Consider the following 21,360-nt stretch of genomic DNA (forward strand, 5'->3'; position numbering starts at 1 on the left):
CCGTGTCCCGCGTCACGGATTTTCTTGCCCACGCTCATCGAATATGCACACGTGATGCATTCCCAACAGAACACCTGATCTTTGAAATAAGCGCTGTCATGGCGACCGCAGAATCCGCATACCGATGCGGATTCGGAGTGGAGCTACCCCCGGTTTTCGCCTGCAACTCCTTTGTTTTCAAATTTCTACCCCTAACCCCTTGCGGCTCAAATTTTTGCGAGTTTTCCACAGCCTAAACTGTTGAAAACAAAACTCAGGGGGTGGGGGGTGGGTCGGCGTCGGTGCAGACCGGGGAGATTCCTGACAGATTAACCCAGCGATGGTGGGCTGGCGAACAATTAGCGAAAGCCGTACAATACCCGGATCGTGGGGAACGCAGTACCAGAGTCGCTGCAATGGGCGCATCCGCTCGTCCAGGAGTGGTTCGTTCAGAAGTTTGGAACGCCGACCGAACCTCAAGTCGCCGGATGGCCGCAAATCCTCGCTGGCCGCACCACACTCATCGCCGCTCCCACCGGGTCCGGCAAGACCCTCGCGGCCTTCCTCGCTTGCATTGACCAGCTCGTCCGCAAAGCTCTCAACGGCGAACTCCGCGACTGCACCGAGGTCGTCTACATTTCCCCGCTCAAAGCGCTCGGCAACGACATTCAGAAGAACCTCGAAGTTCCGCTTGGCGAGATCATGCAGATGGCGGGAGAACGTGGAATTTTGCTTCCGCAAATCCGCACCGCGGTCCGCACCGGCGATACCTTGGCGAGCGAGCGCATCAAGATGTTGCGCCTGCCTCCGCACATCCTGGTCACCACGCCGGAGTCGCTCTACATCCTGCTCACCGCCGACCGGAGCCGGCAAAACCTGCGTCACGTCAGAACGGTGATCGTGGACGAAATTCACGCGGTCGCCGACGACAAGCGCGGCGCTCACCTCACCATTTCCCTCGAGCGCCTCGATAAGCTAGCAATCACGCCGCCGACGCGGATTGGACTCTCCGCGACGCAAAAACCGATCGAGCAGATCGCGCACTTCCTCACCGGTAGCGGCCGTCCCGACCCGGCGATCGTGGATGTCGGCCATCGCCGCCAACTCGATATCGCCATCGAAGTACCGAACACGGAACTCGGCCCGGTGGCTTCGAACGAAATGTGGGACGAGATTTACCAGCGCTTGGCCGACCTCGTAAACCAGCACCGTTCGACCATCATCTTCGTCAACACGCGACGGCTCTCCGAACGACTCTGCCTGCACCTCGCGGAGATTCTGGGCGAAGAAAATGTTGCAGCGCACCACGGCAGCCTATCGCGAAAACTGCGCCATGCCGCCGAAACCAAGCTGAAGAATGGCGAGGTCAAAGCACTGGTCGCGACCGCATCTCTCGAGTTAGGAATTGACGTCGGCTTCGTGGACCTCGTCTGCCAGATCAGTTCGCCGCGGTCGATTGCCGTGGCATTGCAGCGAATCGGACGCGCGGGCCACTGGCGAGGCGCGATTCCCAAAGGTCGCATCTTCGCCACAACGCGCGACGAACTCGTGGAATGCGCCGCCGGCATACGAGCGATCCACCAGGGCGATCTCGACCGCATCATCATCCCCGAAGCGCCACTCGACATCCTCGCGCAACAGATCGTCGCCGCGTGCTCCGCGGAAGAGTGCGACGAAGACGAGATGTTCGACCTGGTGCGGCGCGCCTATCCGTATCGCGATCTCGACCGGAAACAGTACGAAGAGATTCTCGCAATGCTCTCCGAAGGCATCGCAGCCAAGCGTGGACGGTATGGCGCGTACATCCATCACGACCGCGTGAATCGCAAGCTGCGGGCACGACGAGGCGCACGGTTGGCGGCCATCACCAGCGGAGGAGCGATCCCGGAAACGGCGCTGTTCACCGTCGTGCTTGAACCCGAAGGCGTCGTCGTTGGCACGGTAGATGAAGACTTCGCAGTCGAGAGCATGGCAGGCGAGATCTTCTTGCTCGGCAACACCTCATGGAAGATCCGCCGCATTGAAGGCAATGTCGGGAGAATTCTCGTCGAAGATGCGCACGGTCAACCCCCGGGAGTGCCCTTCTGGCGCGGCGAAGCGCCCGCCCGCACTGCTGAACTTTCCCAACACGTCTCGGAGTTGCGCCGCCTCGTCAGCGAGATGACGCCTACGACAAAGCCGCTTCACAAAGAAGAAGTGGCCGGCGAATCAAGGCGAATTCGCGGCATCACCCCCACTGCAGAGGTCACGCAAGCAATCGAGTGGTTACAGCGTGAATGCGGGGTCTGCCAGTCGGGCGCCGAGCAGATCATCGAACATATTGTCACGGGCCGTGCGGTGCTTGGCGATGTACCGACCCAGCAGACGATCATCGCGGAACGGTTCTTCGACGAAGGCGGCGGAATGCAGTTGATCATCCACGCTCCTTTCGGCGGACGCATCAACAAGGCGTGGGGCTTGGCGCTGCGCAAGCGTTTCTGTCGCTCCTTCAATTTCGAATTGCAAGCCGCGGCGACGGACGACGGCCTGAACATCGCCTTGGCCGAACAGCATAGCTTTCCGTTGAGCGATGTTTTCCAGTTTCTTCAGCCGGAGACATTGCCGGAGATTCTTGAGCAAGCCGCGTTGGCATCGCCGATCTTCAAAACGCGCTGGCGCTGGGATGCCAACCGTTCACTCGCCTTGTTGCGTTTCCAGAACGGCAAGAAAGTTCCGCCGCAAATTCAGCGTATTCGCAGCGACGATCTCCTCGCATCTGTCTTCCCCGACGTTGCTGCCTGCTTCGAAAACATCGAGGGAGACATCAAGGTCCCGGACCATCCGCTCATCAAGGAAGTGATGAAAGACACCTTGCACGAAGCCATGGACCTCGATGGCCTCATGCAATTGGTCAGCAATCTGCGAGATGGAACCGTGAAGACGCTCGCAGTGGATACGCCTGTACCGTCAGTGTTCTCGCACGAGATCCTGAATGCAAATCCTTACGCCTTTCTGGATGATGCTCCCCTCGAAGAGCGGCGCGCCCGCGCGGTGAGCATGCGCCGTGTGTTGCCGGATAGCGTTCTGGAGGAAGTCGGTAGGCTGGATCGTGCCGCGATTCAGCAAGTGTGCGAGGAAGCGCGACCCGACGTTCGCGACGCCGATGAACTCCACGACATGCTGCACACATTGGTTGTCGTACCGGAATTCATTGACCTTCCCGGATGGCGCCAGAACGCTGCATGGCAGCAGTTCTTCGAGCGTCTACGCGAATCGAACCGAGCGTTCGTCGCCGAAGCCGATAGCGCGCGTTACTGGGTCGCAGCTGAACGCGCGCGGCTGTTCGCGAAGATCTTCCCAACTGCAAGCTGGGACTCCGCGGTCCCGACGCTGGACGAGTCGGACATTAATGTGGACGACGCTGTGCTCGCCGCCGCAACTGGATGGATGATGCATGCCGGTCCGGTCACGACATCCACTCTCGGAACGACGTTGGGCGCTCCTCAGCCTGAAATCGAGAAGGCATTCTTACGATTGGAAGCTTCCGGTACCATTCTTCGCGGCAAGTTCACCGGCGACAGCACCGAGACGGAATGGTGCGAGCGGCGTCTTCTCGCCCGCATTCACCGGCTGACCGTTGCCACCTTACGGAAAGCGATTGAACCGGTATCGCAAGCGCAGTTCATGCGCTGGCTGCTGCGCTGGCAGCATGTCGCAGAGGGCACCCAAACGTTCGGGGAACGCGGATTACTTGAGGTCGTCCAACAACTCCAGGGCTTCGAGATCCCTGCGAGTTCATGGGAACGCGAAGTTCTCTCTCGTCGCGTTCGCCAATACGATCCGCAATGGTTGGACGCGTTGAGTCTGACCGGTGCAGTCGGTTGGGGACGCCTGTCTCCGCATCCGGCAACGCTCGAGGATTCATCGCAAGGAACCCGGCGAATCGTTCCCACGAGTGTTGCGCCGATTACGTTTTTCGTTCGCGAAGACGCAGACTGGATGGTTCCACGACGCGAAGAAGAGCAACTGGAGCGAGTGCTCAGCCCCATTGGAAAACAGGTCTTCGACTTGCTGCGAAAGCGGGGAGCATGCTTCTTTGCCGACATCGTTCGCAGCGTCGGCTGCGCCAAGGCAGAGGCCGAAACCGGTCTTTGGGAGTTGGTTGCCGCAGGATTAGTCACTGCGGACGGCTTCGACAATCTTCGCTCCCTCATCGATCCGAAGCGCCGTTCCGGACCGGGCGGACAACGCAGTGCTCGGCCGCGTCATACTTCTGGCCGGTGGTGCGTGTTACACCCACTCGATTCTGTCGCGCCGGAAAAATCTGTGGAAGCCGTTTGCCGTATGCTGCTGCGTCGCTACGGTGTGGTATTTCGCGATCTTCTGACTCGGGAGTCGAATCTGCCGCGCTGGCGAGAACTTCAGATCGCATTCCGGCGACTGGAAGATCGGGGCGAGATTCGTGGTGGACGCTTCGTAGCAGGGTTCCTTGGTGAGCAGTTCGCCTTGCCGCAAGCAGTCGAGTCGTTGAGGGCATTGCGGAACCTGCCGGCCAATGGAGAGACGGTCACTGTCTCGGCCGCCGATCCCCTTAACCTCGTGGGAATCATCGTGCCAGGAGAACGCATTCCCGCAATCGGCTACAGATCGGTAACGTACCGCGATGGCGTTCCGTTGGCAGAAGAGCACCGCCAGACCGCGGCAATGGCCCTATGACCGACGACATGGCGGAAACGGAATCAACCGACTATTACATGGAGAACGGGTTGGTCGTTTTCACTGCGGAATTCCTCAAGCGTCGCGGTTATTGCTGCCGATCCGGCTGCCGCCACTGCCCGTATGGGTTCAAGAAGGAAGACTCCGACAAGCAAGCACCGGAGGGTTAGTACCCCACTCGTCCATGCACTCCGGTGTTGAATCTGCTATTCCGCCTTTCTTGACGGAGGTGCGATGATATTCCGGCAGAATGGAAATCGGGAGGCAGTTCCGGGGAAGTGCGCGAATTTCGGCCGCGACGCTCGTGATGTTCGTCGTGATCGGGGCATCTCTCTCACTTTCGGCCGAGGAACCCGCGGACCGCATTGTGATCGAGAAATCAGCGCACCGTATGGCGCTGTACCGGAGTGGCTTGCTGGTTCACCAGTACAAGGTGTCGTTAGGCGGTCAGCCAGTCGGGCCGAAAACGCGGCAAGGCGACCACCGCACTCCTGAAGGCCAATACTTTATCGAAGGCCGCAACGAGCACAGTCATTACTACAAGTCCTTGAGAATCTCGTACCCCAATGCGACCGATCTGCAAAGGGCTCGCGAACAAAAGGTCAGTCCCGGAGGAGACATCATGATCCACGGGCTTCCCAACGGCGAGCGTTTCATTGGCAAACTTCACCTTCTTCACGACTGGACCGAAGGCTGCATTGCTGTAACCGACGAAGAAATGGACGAGATCTGGGCGTTGGTGAGGGTCGGCACCCCGGTGGAAATTCGCCCGTAAGCGATATCCCTTAGTGTTACCAATTGGTCTGAAACAATAGTTACTCGCGGCATCTTCCCACCTACGTGCCATTCAGGTAAAGTAGTTGTCAATTAGCAATTGTCCCGCTAGTCTCCCCAAGATTAAGCGGAGGGATTTTGAGTTGAAGAAACAAAAAGGCTTTTCTCTCATTGAGCTCTTGATCGTGGTTGCGATCATCCTGATCATTGCTGCGATCGCAATTCCGAACCTGCTGCGTTCCCGCATGGCTGCCAACGAAGCATCGGCTGTCGGCTCGGTTCGCACCATTAACACAGCGGAAGTTACATATTCGTCCGCGTATCCTGACGTGGGCTTCACGCTCACTTTGTCGCGGCTGGGTGGACCGACGGGGACATGCGCCACGGGCGGTTCCGGCGCGACCTCGACCCAGGCTTGCCTGATTGATAACGTGCTTGGCGCCGGCACCAAGAGCGGCTATACGTTTGTCCTTAGCGGCACGGCTGCGACTCCGCAGACGACCTTCACCTTGAAGGCCAGCCCGGTAACGGTTGGCTCCAGCGGTCAGCGTGGTTTCTACACTGACCACACGGGTGTGATCCGGTACAACCAGAGCGGCTCGGCGACCTCGACCGACAACCCGCTGCAGTAGATCGGAAAGCGAAATATCTGTAGCCTGCGCCAAAAGCGCAGGCTCTTCTTTTTAGCTGGCGGCGTGGGCCGCGGCGCGATCTTCGACGGTGATTTCAGAAGGATGGTCGCCACACGCTCCCCATGCAGATCGAAGAAAATCTACCTTCGAGTGCACGGTGCCGGAGAATTTCGGTATGCGCGGTAGGGCGAGGATGTACGTCGCCTTGCAGGATGGGCAGCGCACAGTGATGTAGTCATAGACACAGGCGTGGCCAACGAGCGGGAAATATCCGGGCATGAGCAATGCTACTGGTAACGGACTCGTTGGCATTTTGCGATTCTACGCCCCACTAATCGCGGGCACGTCTTCAAAACCCGCCTTAATCCCTCCAAGTTGTGCCCAGATAGGCAGCTTTTGCATGGTGTACACGCGCCCGCGTGTTCCTACTACATCAGACTGAGCGCATCAACGTCGACGATCACCGCAGTTCGAGGGATCTTTTTGGCCGAGGAAAACGCGATCAGAGCGCGTAAAACGCTATTTAGCTGTTCTCGCGACCTAGATTTGAGAATGAAGTGATAACGGTAGTCGTTCTTGAGTCTCTCGATTGGAGCGGCGGCGGGTCCCATCACCCTGACGCCTTCGTGCGGAACGGTTTCAAACCACTTACCGATAAGTCCGGACCATGTCAGTGCGTTGTTCACACGATCGCTTCTCACGAGAACATTGGCAAGGCTGGTGTAGGGCGGGTAGTGCATCCAGCTGCGCAGGCGAGACTCCTTCTCATAAAACCCCTGAAAATCATGCTTTGCGGCGTAATCAACCACGTAGTGATCGGGGTGATAGCTCTGCATCAGCACTTTGCCTGGAGTGTTCCCGCGTCCGGCGCGTCCGGCGACCTGGGTGAGCAACTGAAAGGTCCTTTCCGCCGCTCGGAAATCCGGCATTCCGAGCGCAGCATCCGCTCCGACAACGCCGACTAAGGTCACGCCGTGGATGTCGTGCCCTTTGGCGATCATCTGGGTTCCGACGAGAAGGTCGATCTCTCCGTGATGCAGGGCGGTCAGGATGTTCTCCAAGTCGTCGCGACCTCGAACGGTGTCGCGGTCGAGGCGGCCAATACGCGCCTTCGGGAACGCTCCGTGCAGTAGTTCTTCCAGTTTCTCCGAGCCCATCCCAAAGAACTGAATATGCTCGCTGTGGCACTCCGGACAGGTGCGCGGAACGGGTGCGAGATAGCCGCAGTAATGGCACATCAGTTTGCGGTCTCGTTTGTGGAAGGTGAGCGCGATGGCACAGTTGCGGCACTGGATCGTCTTCCCGCACGCGCGGCAGAGAACGAAGTTTGCGAAACCACGGCGATTCAGCAGAATCATCGCCTGCTCGCCACGTTCGAGTCGCTCGTTCACCTCTTCGACCAACTTCCTCGACAGGACCGATTCGTGGCCGGTTTCCTGAAATTCGAGGCGCATGTCGATGACCTCGACCTCGGGCAATGGCCTAGCCTGGACCCGGCCCGGCAAAGAGAGGAGCGCGTATTTCCCTTTCTCCGCGTTAAAGTAGGTTTCCATTGAGGGCGTGGCGGAACCGAGAACTACGGTCGCTCCGGCCATCTTGGCGCGAACGACAGCTACGTCGCGAGCATGGTAACGGGGAACTTCCTCCTGCTTGTAGGAGTGATCGTGTTCTTCGTCGACGATGAGCAAAGCGAGATCACTCACCGGTGCGAAGACCGCGGAGCGGGTTCCGACCACTATGCGTTTTTCGCCGCGACGAATCTGGTGCCATTGCTCAGCGCGTTCATCGTCTGACAGACCGGAGTGCAGGATTGCCACTTGCTCGCCGAAGACCTCGTGGAGGTCGGCAGCAACGGCTGGCGTTAGACCAATTTCCGGCACGAGCAGAATTGCTGATCGGCCGGCGCCGAGCACTTCCTGCATGGCTGACAAATACACCGCCGTCTTGCCGGACCCGGTGACGCCATGAAGCAGCGCCGAGGTGAACTTTCCGGAATCAACGCCGGTGTTGATGAACCGTAGGGCATCCTGCTGCGCGGGCGTGAAGAGGAATTCCAACTTTCGCGGCTTGAGAGAGGAAATGCGAAAACCGGCAGGCTCTTCGACAATCTCGACGATGTCGCGTTTCACCAAGGTCGAGAGCGTGCTGCGTGGAACGGGCTTTCCGTTGGCTTCCAGATCGCGCATGGCGTCCACACGAAGCCTGCCGCCTGCCGCTTTCAGCGCCAACAAAATGGCTTCCTGATTGGCGTTTATCTTGCCAGTGATCTCTTTTAGTGCAGCCACCGAAACGGTTCGCGTGGCATCACGCACTGCGGATAGATCTTCGCGGTCGATCCATTTCTTGCTGAGCATGGTGCGAAAGATTTCTCGCGAGGCCTGGGTCGCACTTCGGAGCGATTGCTCGCGCACCACTTCCCCATCCGCAAGGTGGTTGAGCACGGCATACTCGAGCATCTGATGCTCGGTATCTTTCTTTGCGCGAAGGGACGAGCCGATTTCAGCGGACGCATAGAGGGCTTCCTGGCCCCTCTCGGTAATGCGATAGCCGTGAGCACGGCGAAACTCGGCATTGAGGGGCAGCATCGTTCGATACACTTCGCCGATTGGCGCGATGTAGTAGCCGGCAATCCAGCGGCCGAGTTCAAGCAGTTGTTCATTGAGGACGGGCTCGGTGTCGAGCACGCGCAGAATAAGCTTGGCCTCTACCGACGGAGGGCTGTCATGAACGGCCACGACGATGCCGGAAAGCTTCTGCTGGCGAAACGGCACCACTACGCGTACGCCAACGGCAGGTTCAGCGCCTTCAAAACGATAGGTGAAACTCTGGTCGAGTGGTACCGGCAGGGCTACATCACAGAAGCGCGCCATCGCCGCTACTCGGCGGATTTCTTCGCTGGCATGGGAATCCCGAGATAGCGCATCACGATCTGGAGGTCTTTCCATGCTTCCGACTTCTGTCGGGGGTCGCGCAACAGGTATGCGGGGTGGTAAGTGACGACCAGTTTGCCGTCGTAGAGATCGCTGCCGGGCCGGCGGGGCGTCGAGAAATCGTAAATCTGCCCGCGAAGCCGGGCCATAGCCTCATTCACTCCGAGCAGCGTTTTCGCGGCCACGGCACCAAGGGCTACGATCATCTTTGGCTGGATGACTTCGATCTGGCGGAACAAGAACGGTGAGCAGGTATCGCATTCCTCGCGTTCCGGAGTGCGATTTCCGGGCGGACGACACTTCACAACGTTCGCGATGTAAACATCTTCTCGTTTCAGCCCCATGCCGTTCGTGATCATATTTGTCAGCAACTGGCCGGCTCGTCCGATGAAGGGAATTCCCTGTTCGTCTTCGTCCGCGCCCGGACCTTCGCCAACGAACATGAGCTCGGCACTCGGGTTCCCTACACCGAAGACGATTTGCTTTCTCCCCTGCTTATGCAGCACACAGCGGGTGCAATCGCCAAGGTCTTCCCGGATTGCTTTCAAGCCATCGGGTTTCGAGAGCGTCGGCTGGAGAACGTTCAACGTTTTTTCGGCTGTGACGGTGACTTCTTTTTTCTTGGGCAAATATTGTTCGTCCGGCGTTTCGGGATTTTCGCTGACAGCTGTCGCATCGACGGGCCGACGATAGAGGCCGTAAATCCCCATTTCGCGATAGAACTCCAGACGAGCGGACAGAGCATTCTGATCCAAGGTTCGGGCCATTAGCGGGAAGTGACCTCGGATCTGATTGAAGCGCGCAGTTTCACGGCGAGGTCGAGAACCCGCTGGGCCATCTCCAACTTCGTCATTTCGGGGATTTCAATCTCTTCGCTCGCTGTGACGATGGTCGCCGCATTGCGGTCGGAACTAAACCCTAATCCCACCCGCGAGACATCGTTCATCACGATGGCATCAACGCCCTTCTTGCGTAATTTTTCGCGGGCGTTGGACACGCCGTCCTGGGTTTCGGCTGCGAATCCTATAATTACTTGCGCCGGCTTTACGCGACGCTGACCCAATTCGGCGAGGATGTCGGTCGTCGGAACCAGATCGAGCATCATCTCGCCCTTGCGTTTGATCTTCTGGTCAGAGCGGTGCTTGGCAGTGTAGTCGGCGACCGCCGCAGTTTTGATGACAACGTCAGCGTCGGGAAAGTGCGCCATGACGGCGTTGCGCATCTGCTCTGCAGTTTCGACCGGAACAACTTCGGCCGCAGACGGAGGCTTCAGTGCGGTTGGGCCGGTAATGAGGACAACCCGCGCTCCACGACGAATCGCCGCTTCCGCAATCGCGTAGCCCATCTTGCCGCTGGATCGGTTGCCGAGGAACCGTACGGGATCGATTGGCTCGTAGGTGGGCCCAGCCGTAACGAGCACCGTCTCGCCGACCATATCCTGAGAAATACCTAAAATCGCTATGGTTTCGGTGGCGATGTGTTCGGGCTCGGCGAGCCTGCCGGCGCCGACCATACCGCAGGCCAAGTACCCAGCACCGGGCTCGATTACGTGGACCCCGCGAGCTCGTAGCGTTTCAAGATTAATCTTGGTCGCCGGGTGCTCCCACATGTTCACGTTCATCGCCGGCGCGACGATCACGGGAGCCGCGGTGGCGAGGTAGAGCGTGGACAAGAAATCGTTGGCAATGCCCTGGGCAAACTTCGCGAGACTATCGGCAGTCGCGGGAACAACCAGCAAAGCATCGATTCCTTGCGCCACGCTGATGTGTTCGACGGCGGAGTCCACATTCGGCTCCGCGTTCCCTTCACCGAACATCTCGGTAATGACCTTCTGGCCGGAGAGTGCTGCAAACGTCAACGGGCGGACGAACTCCTGGGCGGCTCGGGTCATTATGACCTGCACCGTCACGCCGCGATCCTGTAGAAGACGCAGGACTTCCGCCGCCTTGTAAGCGGCAATTCCGCCGGTCACTCCCAATGCGATTTTCATCTTTTTGCCCAGCACACTACTCCCGTGCCCTTTAGATTTCGATGCCGCAGAGCCAGGAAAGTCTCAAGCTGACGTGGAGTCTAGGCGTCCGGTATCGCCTGGTCGAGTTGCTCCTTGGCAATCTCGGCGGCCGTCTTTTTCTCAGGGATGTACCACTGGATATTGCCGGCCTTTACTTCTTCCTCGGCGATCCGGCAGGACTTTTTGGTCTGCGTATCGATCGTCGGATGGGCGCCATTCTGGATCTGGCGGGCGCGACGTGCGGCCACCAGAATATATCGATAGTTGCTGTCGAAACCGGTCATCAGCTTCATGGAACTGCTCCATTCACGGCTGGGGGTCCGTTGCATCCTTAAACGAATCCAAAATCGACTGCACTCGCTGCATCGCATTTTTGCGGATACAGCACTCAGCGGCTTCAAGTATAGCCCGATTTTCTTCGGAAATCTGTGTGCTGGAGCGGCGAATTCGCTCTGCGAGCACGATCGCCCGAAGCTGTTCCACGGCCGTCTCGAAGTTGTCGTTCACGAGAATATAGTCATAATGGCTGAAATTCTCAATCTCCTTGCCTGCGCCCTTGAGACGCCGCTCGATGACCTCGGGCGCTACGTGGTCGGAGAGATTGCGTCGCTTTAGCCGCGCTTCCAGTTCTTTGCGGGAGGGTGGCAGGATAAAAATGCCGACTGCATCTGGCAGTTTGACCTTGAGTTGCGCGGCGCCCTGGACGTCGATGTCCAGGACCAGATCGTTTCCGCGGGCCAAAGCTTCGGTCACGAAATGCTTCGCAGTCCCATAGCATTCGCCAAACACCTCGGCATGCTCAAGAAATTCGTCGGCAGCGAGCATCGCGTCGAACTTCTCGCGCGTGACGAAGAAGTATTCCCGACCGTTCTGCTCGCTTCCCCGGGGAGCACGTGTTGTATAAGAAATTGAGAATTCGAGGCCCGGAACAACATGACGGAGTTCGTTCACCAGCGACGACTTTCCGGATCCTGAAGGCGCGGAGATGATGAAGATAGTGCCGCTCATGCGAGAGTCAGTACCTGTCCATATCGAAAGCTACAAATGCGAGAACACTTCAGGCTTGCCACCCAATTTTCCCTAAACCTGCAATAATTTTGAGATTTCTCTGGATATAGAGTTTTGGAAACTCGAACTCAAGCCATGACTCCTGTCCAGCAGACCGGAGGCGAATTTTGATCGTCACCCGGATCTCCCCATCGTCTCGCCAGATTCGTATGTGACCGCCAGATGGAAGATCGGGTATCGCGACAGACATGAGTTTTGACTTGGGGATATCGCCCCATTCCCATTCAACCGCTTCCAGAACGCCGCCATCGATCGACTCACTCCCATCGTTGATGAGGTAGAAACTCCAGGACTCACCGTCGCCTAAGTTTTCTGGGCACGCCGCCAGGCGACAGGAGATCATTCGATGTTCTGCACCTGTTCGCGCGATTTCTCAATCTCGCTTTTCATCTGCAGGCCGAACTGTGTGATACGCAGCGCTTCGCCGGCGACTCCGGAAGTCTTGGAGAGCAAGGTGTTTGATTCGCGGTTCATTTCCTGCAGGAGGAAATCGAGCTTTTTGCCCGCCTCACCGGGTGCATCGAGCAAGCCAAGGAAGTGCTGGATGTGGTTTTTCATTCGCACCAGTTCTTCCTGGATGTCAGACCGTTCTGCCAACATCGCAGCCTCTTGAAGGATGCGGTCTTTGTCGGCGTGACTTCCGATGAGTTCCTGCATTCTGGCATGGATTTTTTCGAGATGAGCATGCAGCATGGCAGACCGAAGCTTGTCGACCTCGTCGGTTGCGTGCTGGAGGTGTCCCATCCGCTCTCGCAGTTCACGGACGATCCCCGCGCCTTCTTCAGCACGCATGCTGTCGAGTTTCGCAATGCCGTCGTCGAGCTTCTTTAGAATTGCGGCTTCGAGTGCTTCGTCGTTGGGATCGATGGTCGATCCGCTCATGGCGCCCGGCATCTTCAGAATCGCCGCCAGGTCAGGCTCAGCACTGACGGAAAATTCTCGAGCGGCTTCGCGAAATGCATTTACGTAGCCACCGACCAATTGCCGATTCACGGCCAGCGAAGAGCCGTCGGAGCGTTCCATCGCCAAAGTAAGTTCCACATGTCCGCGATGGAGTTTCTCTTTGAAGGTGCGGCGAATCTTCATCTCAAGCGCATCACTGTCAGCGGGCATCCTGAGATGGAGGTCGAGAAAGCGGTGGTTCACGGACTTCAGAGTGATCGTGAAGGCGACTTGGTCGTTGAATTGACCTTTCACCTGCGCGAATCCGGTCATCGATCGAATGGCCATAGTTTTAGGTCGTGCGAGTGTCGGGGAGCGGAACGTGCACAGCATGGCCGTTCGCTTCGCCGTTGCTTCCGTCAAAATCTACGAATTGCAGATCATACAACTTGCGGTAGGTCCCGAGATGCGACATGAGGTCTTCATGGCTCCCAGAATCCGCAATTACGCCTTTTTCAAGTACCAGAATGCGGTCCGCCCGTCGAACCGTCGAAAGACGGTGAGCGATGACGAACACGGTACGTCCTGTCATCAGGTTTTGCAACGCGGAAGCGACTAGAGATTCGCTTTCGGCATCCAGCGCGGACGTTGCTTCGTCGAGGATGAGTATTGGCGCGTTTTTAAGGATTGCCCGAGCAATCGCTAATCGTTGGCGCTCGCCGCCGCTCAATCGCACGCCCCGTTCACCGATGATGGTGTTGTAGCCTTCCGGCAGATTCAGAATGAAGTCGTGGGCGAGGGCGGCCTTCGCTGCTGCTTCCACTTGCTCTTGCGAGACGTGCGGCTGACCGTAGGCAATATTATTGCGCACCGTGTCGTTAAACAGGATAGTTTCCTGCGTCACGATGCCGATTTGCTTGCGCAATGAAGCTACGGTCACATCACGAATGTCCTGGCCGTCGATGGTCACGACTCCGGAACTTACGTCGAAAAATCGGGGAAGCAGATGAACGAGAGTGGTCTTGCCTGCCCCGCTGGAGCCAACGATCGCAAGAACTTCACCGCGTTTCACCGCAAAATCGATGTCGCGCAGGATCTCGCGGCAATCAGCATCGCTCCCATAGGCGAAACTCACATGATCGAAGCGGATCGTCTTCTCGAAAGGCTTCAACTCGCGAGCACTAGCCTTCTCTCGCACCTCATCTTCGGCATGCATGAATTCCACGATGCCCGACGAGGCGCCGATGGCCTGCTGGAAGTTGTTATAGAAACCTGCGAACTTGCGGACTGGATCGTAAAGGCTGAAGACTGCCACGATGAAGGTCATGAACTGCGGAAGATCCATGTAGCCGGTCTTGATCTGCTGGCGCCCCACCAGGAGGAGCAAAGCCACCGCGATCGCGCCAAGTACATCCATCAAGGGCGAACTTATGGCGGCAGCACTCACAGAACGAAGGTTCGCCTTGAACAAGCGCTTCGCCGCGCTACGGAAGCGAAGGATTTCCCACAACTCCATCCCGAAGGCTTTGACAATTCGGACGCCAGTGATCGTTTCATGCAGGATGTTCTGAATCTCAGCGAGCCGGTCTTGTCCTTTGCGGGTCGTAGTGCGAACACTGCGGCCGACCTTTCGGCTCGAACCGATGATGATCGGTAGGAAAATGAGAAGGATCCATGACAGCTTCCGTCCGTTGATCACCACGACGGCAGCGGTAAAGAAAAACGTGAAGAATTGCTGCATCATCTCGGCGAGCACGCTCGACATCGCGAACTGCACGCGTTCAATGTCGTTGATGATGGTCGAGATCAGCTTGCCAGTCGCATTTTTCGAGAAGAATGCCGCCGAGCGTCGCAATACGGCGTCGTAAACGTCGTTGCGCAGATCGGTAACCATGCCGAACCCGCCATAATTCACGAGATAGGTTCCGGCGTAGTCGCAGATTCCTTTCAGCAATGTGGAGACAACGAGCGCAAATGCGACTACGGTCCAGTCGTTATGCAGCGCATCCGGCACGACTTTCTGTAGATGGAAGACGTAGTGGGTTCCCGGCAGCTTGAAGAGGGCGATTTCTTCGTTCGAAATCGAGGGATGGAGAACGCGCTGGAAAACCGGGCCGATGAGTAAGAGCCGAAAGGCTTGGAGCAGCCCCACAAACGCGAGGAGTATTACGGAGACACCCACCTGAAACCAGTACGGCTTAAGGTAATGCAACAAAGGTTTCAGTTGGCGCATGCAGCGTCCTCAATAGGCCAAGCGTGTAAAAGAGTGCTCACTCTATTTTAAAGGAGTGTGGCGGAAACGCCTATTTTGGCGAGTCGCGATGCACGACTTTTACGTTGTAGCCTGCGGTTGCAAGACGCTTCTTTACGTCTTCGGCAATCATGACCGAGCGGTGCTGGCCGCCGGTACATCCGAACGCGATGGTTAAATAGCTCTTCCCTTCGCTGATGTAGTGCGGCAGCAAATAAACCAAAAGTTCGGAGATGCGGTTAATGAACTCCTGCGTCTGCGGGAACGATCGAATATACTTCGCGACCTTTGGATGACGCCCGGTAAATGGCCGAAATTCAGGTACAAAGTGGGGGTTCGGCAGGAACCGCACATCAAACAGGAGGTCGGCATCGTCAGGCACTCCTTTGCGGAATCCGAAGCTCACGCATGAGACCAGTATCTTCTTATGATCCTGAGTGCGTGCATGCCCGAAGCGATCGAAAATCAGCGCCCGTAATTCGTGAACGTTGAATTTTGAGGTGTCGATCATCATGTCCGCCACTTTCCGGATCGGAGCAAGACGCCGCCTCTCACTTTCGATGGACGCCTTCACGGGCATCGAGATTCCGAGGGGATGGGGCCTTCGAGTCTCGCTGAACCGGCGGAGAAGAATTTCGTCGTCGGCCTCAAGGAAAACCACATTTGATTTCACGATCTGGCGGACGGAGCGGAGCGTGGCGGGTAGTCGATCGAGGCCTTGACCCTCACGGATATCCAATACGAGAGCTGCGCGGTTGATCTCCGGTGAGTCGGCAACCAGATCAGCAAACTGCGGAACCAAATCCACGGGCAGGTTGTCGACGCAGTAATATCCGAGGTCCTCAAAGGCTTTGAGCACTGAGGCCTTACCGGAACCGCTTAACCCGGTAATGATCACCAATTCCGAAGGCTGCAGCTTTGGCGCCCGAGGGCTCTTCGGCAACACCTTCTTCTTCTTTGTCTTGCGAAGCGGCATGGTTGGGACATCCTACTCTACGGGGACGAGGGTAGGCGAGCGATACTCTCTGGGCGGTGCCGCTATTCCATGTATCGAATGCCGGCCCAGAGTGCGCCGATCACCAAGACGGTGATGCCTCCTACTATTGCCAGAAATCCCAGGACACGAAGGAAGTGTGACTGGCGGTCGGTCGTATCGTTGTCCACTTTCCTGATGTCTTCTTCCAGGCTTTCGAACATAGCATTCGCGGTCAACGCCGCTTTACCTCCTCGGGGAAGAAGTCGTCGAAGAAATCGTCGTCCTCATCCGCCCAATCATCGAGTTCCATGAAATCCGCGTCTTCGCGAGGCTGCGCATTGGTGGAGGCCGCGGCACTCCGCTTTGTCCTTCGCGTAGGTCTCTTGTCGATGGCTGAAGAGGTGTCTTTCATGAATTCTCTTTTCGTGTGTGCTTTGCCGTACCGCTTACGCGTGTGCCGTTCAGAACGGCTATATCGAGGGGTGGCGCGTCCCGGTCGCATAGCCAAAAGAGATGTCTTCGCGGAAAAGGACGATTCGTGCCCCAATCGCCGTCTTCTACGTCCACCACGATCAGACCGTTGCCTCGTCCAAAGGAACGAAGGGGGGTCGAGCAGTTCGGATTGGGACAGGTCGCAATCAAGCCGACCTCCGGCACAACTGCTTGCTTGAATCACTCCATCACCGAACTGATTCGACGAGCGTCAATTTTCTTTCTGACTGCCCGATTCGGGACACCCGACTGCGGGAGCAGTCCAGACGCTAAGAGTCGGGTTCCTCTGGATAACGGTTGTTCCCGAGCAGCGGACGGCTATAATGCCGGAACTCGCAAACGACAGCGCGGAAAACGTGCGGGCCAAATCATCTCGAATCGGAGACTCCGTGAAGACCTGGTATCTCTACGCGTTACTGACGGTTTTGATGTGGGGTGTGTGGGGAGTTTTCAGCAAGTTGGCTTCGGCTTACTCAAAGCCAAGGCAAATACTGCTCTTCCAATCAGCGGGCGTGCTCGCGTTCGCCGTCGTGGTCTTGCTTCTGGAGAGGTTTCACATCGAATGGTCGCGCCCGGGATTCACATGGTCGTTCCTAGCCGGGTTCTTCACCTTCGTCGGCTTCCTGACCTTCTTCGCCGCGCTCGAGAACGGAAAAGCGTCAACCGTCGTGACACTCTCAGCGCTCTATCCAGTAGTAACGATTTTGCTGAGCGTGATTTTCCTGCATGAAAAGGTGTCGCTGAAAGAAGGCTTAGGAATTGTGTTCGCGTTAGTTGCGTGTGCGCTTCTCGCGTCGTGATTCTCAGAATGAACACAATCAGCGGATCATGTACACCTTGCGTATGGTGCGACGTACCTCGCAGCGGCCTTTCCAGCCTTCCGGAAAATATGCCAGGGTGTCGGGCTCGATCTCAATCTGCTCACCACTGTCATGCGTATAGGTGCAGCTTCCATCGAGGAAGTGACAGTACTCGTCGCTGGTAACTTCGCACCGCCAAATACCCGCAGTGCACGTCCAAATGCCGGATTCCGAACGACCGTTTGGCTCGCGACTGAGTAAGATGCCGGCAGTCCGAGAGACTCCCTCGATCATCGTAGGAATCGTTCCCCAGTCTTTCAGAGGCGCTGCATGGATTGCATCCCGCAAGACCGGCGTCGAGTCCCTTCGGCCACCGGCACAGCTCATGTAGCTCGCGATCATCGGTTCGGAGCAATTCAGCGTGCCACTCCATCCTTCTTTGAAGTGGACGAGAGTTCCAGGCTCAATGGCAATCTGCTCGGCATCGGTTGAGAGGAACCTTCCGGCGCCACCCTGGAAATAACAAACCGTGTCACGTTCGGAGTGAAACGGACCCGACCTCAACTCGCGCAGGCCGACTTCCAATTCGTTGTTCTTGAAGAGCACGAGCCGCTCTTCATGGGTAGCGTGCAGCCATTCTTTCGCTGGCGAGATGTGCGGGGCTGACGACTCCAGGTTCACTCTCATGCCGTTTGCACCGAGTGCCGCTCCAGCAGGCCGTCAAGCAATTTTGCCGCTTTAGCGGGTCCAGGAGCTTGACGCATTTGGCCACTGGTGGCTGCCAATTGTCGCTTCATCGACTCGCTGGTAAGGATCGTCGTAAGGTTCGAGCGCAGTTCGGCGAATGTCCAATGGTTGCGATGCATCTTGATTCCATGGCCGGTCTCATGCACGCGCGTCGCGTTGTCGTGTCCATCCCACACGTACGGCATGATGATCGACGGTTTGCCGAAATATAGACATTCCGTGAAGGTATTGTTTCCGCCATGATGAATGACCGCATCTACCTGAGGTATCACCGACGGCTGCGGGAACCACCTGTCGAGAATAATGTTCCCCGGCACATCGCTATACGCTTCCAGATACCCGCCCACGTTGATCAGAGCACGTACTGGCAATTGGGCCAAGGCGCCGATCAGCTTCTGCAACGTCTTCGTATCGCCACAGCCAAGAGAACCGAAGCTGACGTACACGAGCGGCTTATCGCTATTACTCCTGAATTGCGGAATTGTGTACGCCTGCTCTTGTCGAACACATCCTTCCAGGTATTGGAATCGTGCGGGATCGAGCGGCTGCGACCGGCGGAACTTCACCGCTTCGGGATACAACAGCAAATTGAGATAAGGAGACGCCTCGAAGAATTGGCCAACTGGGTACGCTGCTTCACCATGATCCGCGAGGAAAGCGTTAAACCGCGCATGAATTGGCCCAATCACTTCGTTAAATCGCGTTTCATATTTGCGGAAACACACGAAATCCATTCTCGCCACACCCCGAAAGGTGCGGCGGAATCATGGGATCGGGGATCTCGTTTTCGCTGCATGAGATGATCCGCACCCAGGGCTTGCCAAACTGCTTGATCGCGGGAAACAGGATGACGTTGTCCACACAAATGAGATCTGGCTTGACCTCGCCTAAAACCCGCGGCAAATCTTTCTGCGCCCAGAGTGCAGTCTCGACAATTGCGTCCCAGCAGTCCCGCACATAGTTGTCAATTTGTTCGTATGGCGACTTGTCAAAGTTCGGAATGTGGCCGTTGATGAAGTTCTGCCAATACTGCGCAACTTCTTCGGCAGGCATCGGCGGAGCCATGTTCACGAGATGCTCGGGAAATCCATACCCCGAGTACGTACCAGCCATGTCCGGGGCGGTAAGGAAGACGGGGTCGTGCCCAAGCGCCTTGCAAGCCTGTGCGATACCGACAGAATTTAAAGCAGGCCCATAAGCTGCCTCTGGAAAGAACGCGATGACCTTCTTCTCGCGCATGGTTGGTCGTGCTCCCGAATCAGCCTTATTCTTCACTCGGATACTTGAGAGTCCAAGCAGTGTAATCGATGAAGTTGCAAATTCACAGCTTCGTTGCCTCGCTGTTGGAACGCGTGCGCGGATCTGGCACTCTCACCCATGCAATCCCCGCAGCTCGCGCAGCGTCGATTCCCATTTGCGTGTCCTCGAATACAAGACATGCTTCAGGCGGCACTCCCAGCTTCTGCGCGGCCATCAGGAACGGTTCAGGATCGGGCTTGCTTTTCGTGTAGTCCCCGGCGCACACAAGAGTTTTGAACTTCTCGATGAGACCGATCATTCTTAAGGAAGCTTCGACGGAATCACGGGTACTGCCGGAAACCACGGCAAACGGAATGCGACCCCAGTGCGATTCAATGTGCTCGAGCACCTCGGGGATGGCTTTCAACCTCGGTAAATGTTCGAAGTAGAGTTGTTCCTTGCGCCTCGCGACATCCGCGATAGGCATCGTGATGTGTTGTTCCCGCCCCAGCCTCTCAATAATCTCGACGATCGGCACGCCGCCCCACTCGTAGAAACGTTCCTCAGAAAAGAGGCAGCCCCACTCCGAAAGCGCTTCGGTCCAGGCGATGAAGTGAAGCGGCATCGAGTCAGCGACGGTACCATCGCAATCAAACAAGTACGCTTGGAAGTCGCCGGGCGGGAGAACGAGTTGGGGTTTGGGCATTTCCAAGTTTACAGCTGGGCTATGCCGCGCCGGGCGTTCCCATGCCGAGCATAGGATGGGATGCGTATCCAACCACCTTGGCGCCAACCGCATCCAGTGCTAGTGTGAGACTGTTCATGTTGATGACGTTGGGTTGGCTGACGTTATCTATAACGCTATCACTGCTTGTCGCACGCGTACTCCGCCTCAATTCGAAGGCACGCCTGCCTCTCGACACAGAGGACTCAGGACAGGATTGGGAGAATACGAGGACGGCTTAAAGATCGCTCAAGGTTCTTCCGGTTCGCCCTTCCGCAGCAACAATTGCCACAATCAATTTGCCCAACCTCGCCGAACTTTCGCGGTTTGTGGACCACCCAGCGCACGATCTCAATTCTCTACTGACTGCGGCACAGGCCAGTTGGCACAGATTGCTGTTGATTACTTGACGGTGACCATGAGCGATTAGGGCATTGCTCTTGTCGAAACGGCTGCAATCTCCCATCGTCCAACCCGTGCGAGGCAGGTGTTCGATGTGTCGGGTGCCGGCGATACGGTGATTGCGACTCTCGCGGCTGGATTGGCGTCTGGGATGGCGCCCATCGACGCCATTGAGCTCGCGAATCTCGCCGCTGGCGTCGTTGTCGGAAAGGTAGGCACCGCGCCGATCCTCCAGCACGAACTCATAGCTGAGCTGTCGGTCGAGTTACAGACCCACTTTGGCGACAAGATCCTCACACGCGAAGCTCTGGCTGCCCGCGCCCGCGCATGGCGTGCAAACGGAGACCACATCGTTTTCACGAACGGCTGCTTCGATTTGCTGCACGTAGGACACGTGACGTTGCTGGAAGAAGCGCGCCGCTTGGGAACCAGACTGATTGTCGCCATCAACAGCGACAAGTCGGTTTCCAAGCTGAAGGGCGAGTCCCGTCCACTGGTTGGCGAAAAGGAGCGCGCAAAGCTGCTCGCCGCCCTTGCGTCGGTTGATGCTGTTACGATCTTCGACGAATCTACTCCGCTCGAGTGCATCAAAGCACTACAGCCCGACGTTCTCGTTAAGGGGGGCGACTACTCGGAGGAAACCATCGTCGGTGCAGCGGAAGTGAAGTCGTGGAATGGGCGAGTGGTGATTGTTCCCACGGTCCCGGGCTTCAGCACGACGAGCCTGATATCGAAGATGACGACTTCGGGAAAGTAGT

At 57.1% G+C, this 21,360-nt stretch carries 22 protein-coding genes; 6 read left to right on the forward strand and 16 right to left on the reverse strand.

From position 1 onward, the window contains the following. The first annotated feature begins 366 nt into the window (after positions 1-366). The 4 genes from ACID345_RS19540 to ACID345_RS19550 all read left to right on the forward strand — a co-directional run bounded on the left by ACID345_RS19540 (position 367) and on the right by ACID345_RS19550 (position 6,080). Complete coding sequence (locus ACID345_RS19540) at positions 367-4,674, forward strand: DEAD/DEAH box helicase (protein WP_011524569.1); 4,308 nt, start codon at positions 367-369, stop codon at positions 4,672-4,674. Then, on the forward strand, positions 4,671-4,844 hold the full coding sequence (locus ACID345_RS27045) for a DUF5522 domain-containing protein (protein ID WP_187148864.1): 174 nt from the start codon (positions 4,671-4,673) through the stop codon (positions 4,842-4,844). Before ACID345_RS19540 ends, ACID345_RS27045 begins: the two co-directional genes overlap by 4 nt. An 80-nt stretch (positions 4,845-4,924) precedes the next feature. Beyond that, positions 4,925-5,449 carry a L,D-transpeptidase family protein gene (locus ACID345_RS19545; protein ID WP_011524570.1) on the forward strand — a complete coding sequence of 175 codons (525 nt, stop codon included), beginning with the start codon at positions 4,925-4,927 and terminating at the stop codon, positions 5,447-5,449. Between the two features lie 142 nt (positions 5,450-5,591). Then, positions 5,592-6,080, forward strand: a complete 489-nt coding sequence (locus ACID345_RS19550; RefSeq protein ID WP_049761981.1) for a prepilin-type N-terminal cleavage/methylation domain-containing protein — start codon at positions 5,592-5,594, stop codon at positions 6,078-6,080. 51 nt (positions 6,081-6,131) lie between these two features. Here ACID345_RS19550 and ACID345_RS19555 read toward each other — a convergent pair whose 3' ends face one another. From ACID345_RS19555 to ACID345_RS19605, 12 genes are all read right to left on the reverse strand, one after another. Beyond that, positions 6,132-6,392, reverse strand: a complete 261-nt coding sequence (locus ACID345_RS19555; protein ID WP_011524572.1) for a hypothetical protein — start codon at positions 6,390-6,392, stop codon at positions 6,132-6,134. Positions 6,393-6,508: 116 nt separating this feature from the next. Further along, positions 6,509-8,950, reverse strand: coding sequence for a replication restart helicase PriA (gene priA / locus ACID345_RS19560; protein ID WP_011524573.1), 2,442 nt, complete (start codon positions 8,948-8,950; stop codon positions 6,509-6,511). Positions 8,951-8,955: 5 nt separating this feature from the next. Continuing rightward, complete coding sequence (locus tag ACID345_RS19565; RefSeq protein WP_011524574.1) at positions 8,956-9,777, reverse strand: uracil-DNA glycosylase; 822 nt, start codon at positions 9,775-9,777, stop codon at positions 8,956-8,958. Further along, a complete protein-coding gene (coaBC, locus tag ACID345_RS19570) occupies positions 9,777-11,000 on the reverse strand; it encodes a bifunctional phosphopantothenoylcysteine decarboxylase/phosphopantothenate--cysteine ligase CoaBC (RefSeq protein WP_041856958.1) in 1,224 nt (407 codons plus the stop codon). The genes ACID345_RS19565 and coaBC overlap by 1 nt, the downstream gene beginning before the upstream one ends. Positions 11,001-11,080: 80 nt before the next feature. Then, positions 11,081-11,314, reverse strand: a complete 234-nt coding sequence (gene rpoZ, locus ACID345_RS19575; protein WP_011524576.1) for a DNA-directed RNA polymerase subunit omega — start codon at positions 11,312-11,314, stop codon at positions 11,081-11,083. Positions 11,315-11,327: 13 nt separating this feature from the next. Next, positions 11,328-12,029 (reverse strand): guanylate kinase, encoded by a 702-nt coding sequence (gene gmk, locus ACID345_RS19580; protein WP_011524577.1) that lies wholly within the window; start codon positions 12,027-12,029, stop codon positions 11,328-11,330. Positions 12,030-12,078: 49 nt separating this feature from the next. Then, a complete protein-coding gene (locus ACID345_RS19585; protein WP_011524578.1) occupies positions 12,079-12,432 on the reverse strand; it encodes a hypothetical protein in 354 nt (117 codons plus the stop codon). Beyond that, positions 12,429-13,319, reverse strand: a complete 891-nt coding sequence (locus tag ACID345_RS19590; protein ID WP_011524579.1) for a YicC/YloC family endoribonuclease — start codon at positions 13,317-13,319, stop codon at positions 12,429-12,431. Before ACID345_RS19590 ends, ACID345_RS19585 begins: the two co-directional genes overlap by 4 nt. A 4-nt stretch (positions 13,320-13,323) precedes the next feature. Beyond that, on the reverse strand, positions 13,324-15,204 hold the full coding sequence (locus ACID345_RS19595) for an ABC transporter ATP-binding protein (protein WP_011524580.1): 1,881 nt from the start codon (positions 15,202-15,204) through the stop codon (positions 13,324-13,326). A 70-nt stretch (positions 15,205-15,274) separates the two neighbouring features. Beyond that, positions 15,275-16,198, reverse strand: a complete 924-nt coding sequence (gene rapZ / locus ACID345_RS19600; RefSeq protein WP_011524581.1) for an RNase adapter RapZ — start codon at positions 16,196-16,198, stop codon at positions 15,275-15,277. 62 nt (positions 16,199-16,260) lie between these two features. Beyond that, the gene (locus ACID345_RS27050; RefSeq protein ID WP_187148865.1) at positions 16,261-16,434 is read right to left on the reverse strand and encodes a hypothetical protein; all 174 of its coding nucleotides are present in this window, start codon (positions 16,432-16,434) and stop codon (positions 16,261-16,263) included. Next, on the reverse strand, positions 16,431-16,610 hold the full coding sequence (locus ACID345_RS19605; protein ID WP_041855903.1) for a hypothetical protein: 180 nt from the start codon (positions 16,608-16,610) through the stop codon (positions 16,431-16,433). The genes ACID345_RS27050 and ACID345_RS19605 overlap by 4 nt, the downstream gene beginning before the upstream one ends. Positions 16,611-17,079: 469 nt before the next feature. Here ACID345_RS19605 and ACID345_RS19610 point away from each other — a divergent pair, with 469 nt between their 5' ends. After that, positions 17,080-17,490, forward strand: a complete 411-nt coding sequence (locus tag ACID345_RS19610; RefSeq protein ID WP_187148866.1) for an EamA family transporter — start codon at positions 17,080-17,082, stop codon at positions 17,488-17,490. Between the two features lie 18 nt (positions 17,491-17,508). Here ACID345_RS19610 and ACID345_RS27270 read toward each other — a convergent pair whose 3' ends face one another. From ACID345_RS27270 to ACID345_RS19625, 4 genes are read right to left on the reverse strand one after another with little or no spacing between them, the layout of a single operon-like run. Continuing rightward, positions 17,509-18,177 carry a cupin domain-containing protein gene (locus ACID345_RS27270; protein WP_011524583.1) on the reverse strand — a complete coding sequence of 223 codons (669 nt, stop codon included), beginning with the start codon at positions 18,175-18,177 and terminating at the stop codon, positions 17,509-17,511. Continuing rightward, positions 18,174-18,971, reverse strand: a complete 798-nt coding sequence (locus tag ACID345_RS27275) for a glycosyltransferase (RefSeq protein ID WP_011524584.1) — start codon at positions 18,969-18,971, stop codon at positions 18,174-18,176. Before ACID345_RS27275 ends, ACID345_RS27270 begins: the two co-directional genes overlap by 4 nt. After that, positions 18,943-19,512 carry a hypothetical protein gene (locus ACID345_RS27280; RefSeq protein WP_228370679.1) on the reverse strand — a complete coding sequence of 190 codons (570 nt, stop codon included), beginning with the start codon at positions 19,510-19,512 and terminating at the stop codon, positions 18,943-18,945. Before ACID345_RS27280 ends, ACID345_RS27275 begins: the two co-directional genes overlap by 29 nt. Positions 19,513-19,558: 46 nt before the next feature. Next, positions 19,559-20,182 carry an HAD family hydrolase gene (locus ACID345_RS19625; protein WP_041855904.1) on the reverse strand — a complete coding sequence of 208 codons (624 nt, stop codon included), beginning with the start codon at positions 20,180-20,182 and terminating at the stop codon, positions 19,559-19,561. A 475-nt stretch (positions 20,183-20,657) separates the two neighbouring features. Between ACID345_RS19625 and rfaE2 the strand changes: the two genes are divergently transcribed. Then, a complete protein-coding gene (gene rfaE2, locus ACID345_RS27440; RefSeq protein WP_408609947.1) occupies positions 20,658-21,359 on the forward strand; it encodes a D-glycero-beta-D-manno-heptose 1-phosphate adenylyltransferase in 702 nt (233 codons plus the stop codon). The last annotated feature ends 1 nt before the right edge of the window (position 21,360 follow it).

Origin of the sequence: Candidatus Koribacter versatilis Ellin345 (genome assembly GCF_000014005.1) — a bacterium.
Classification (GTDB): Bacteria; Acidobacteriota; Terriglobia; order Terriglobales; family Acidobacteriaceae; genus Korobacter; species Korobacter versatilis_A.

Coding starts and splice junctions, on each gene's coding strand:
- ACID345_RS27045 (WP_187148864.1), top strand. CDS start 4,671: ATGACCGACGACATGGCGGAAACGGAATCAACCGACTATTACATGGAG.
- ACID345_RS19545 (WP_011524570.1), top strand. CDS start 4,925: ATGGAAATCGGGAGGCAGTTCCGGGGAAGTGCGCGAATTTCGGCCGCG.
- ACID345_RS19555 (WP_011524572.1), bottom strand. CDS start 6,392: ATGCCAACGAGTCCGTTACCAGTAGCATTGCTCATGCCCGGATATTTC.
- priA (WP_011524573.1), bottom strand. CDS start 8,950: ATGGCGCGCTTCTGTGATGTAGCCCTGCCGGTACCACTCGACCAGAGT.
- ACID345_RS19565 (WP_011524574.1), bottom strand. CDS start 9,777: ATGGCCCGAACCTTGGATCAGAATGCTCTGTCCGCTCGTCTGGAGTTC.
- coaBC (WP_041856958.1), bottom strand. CDS start 11,000: ATGAAAATCGCATTGGGAGTGACCGGCGGAATTGCCGCTTACAAGGCG.
- rpoZ (WP_011524576.1), bottom strand. CDS start 11,314: ATGAAGCTGATGACCGGTTTCGACAGCAACTATCGATATATTCTGGTG.
- gmk (WP_011524577.1), bottom strand. CDS start 12,029: ATGAGCGGCACTATCTTCATCATCTCCGCGCCTTCAGGATCCGGAAAG.
- ACID345_RS19585 (WP_011524578.1), bottom strand. CDS start 12,432: ATGATCTCCTGTCGCCTGGCGGCGTGCCCAGAAAACTTAGGCGACGGT.
- ACID345_RS19590 (WP_011524579.1), bottom strand. CDS start 13,319: ATGGCCATTCGATCGATGACCGGATTCGCGCAGGTGAAAGGTCAATTC.
- ACID345_RS19595 (WP_011524580.1), bottom strand. CDS start 15,204: ATGCGCCAACTGAAACCTTTGTTGCATTACCTTAAGCCGTACTGGTTT.
- rapZ (WP_011524581.1), bottom strand. CDS start 16,198: ATGCCGCTTCGCAAGACAAAGAAGAAGAAGGTGTTGCCGAAGAGCCCT.
- ACID345_RS19605 (WP_041855903.1), bottom strand. CDS start 16,610: ATGAAAGACACCTCTTCAGCCATCGACAAGAGACCTACGCGAAGGACA.
- ACID345_RS27270 (WP_011524583.1), bottom strand. CDS start 18,177: ATGAGAGTGAACCTGGAGTCGTCAGCCCCGCACATCTCGCCAGCGAAA.
- ACID345_RS27275 (WP_011524584.1), bottom strand. CDS start 18,971: ATGGATTTCGTGTGTTTCCGCAAATATGAAACGCGATTTAACGAAGTG.
- ACID345_RS19625 (WP_041855904.1), bottom strand. CDS start 20,182: ATGCCCAAACCCCAACTCGTTCTCCCGCCCGGCGACTTCCAAGCGTAC.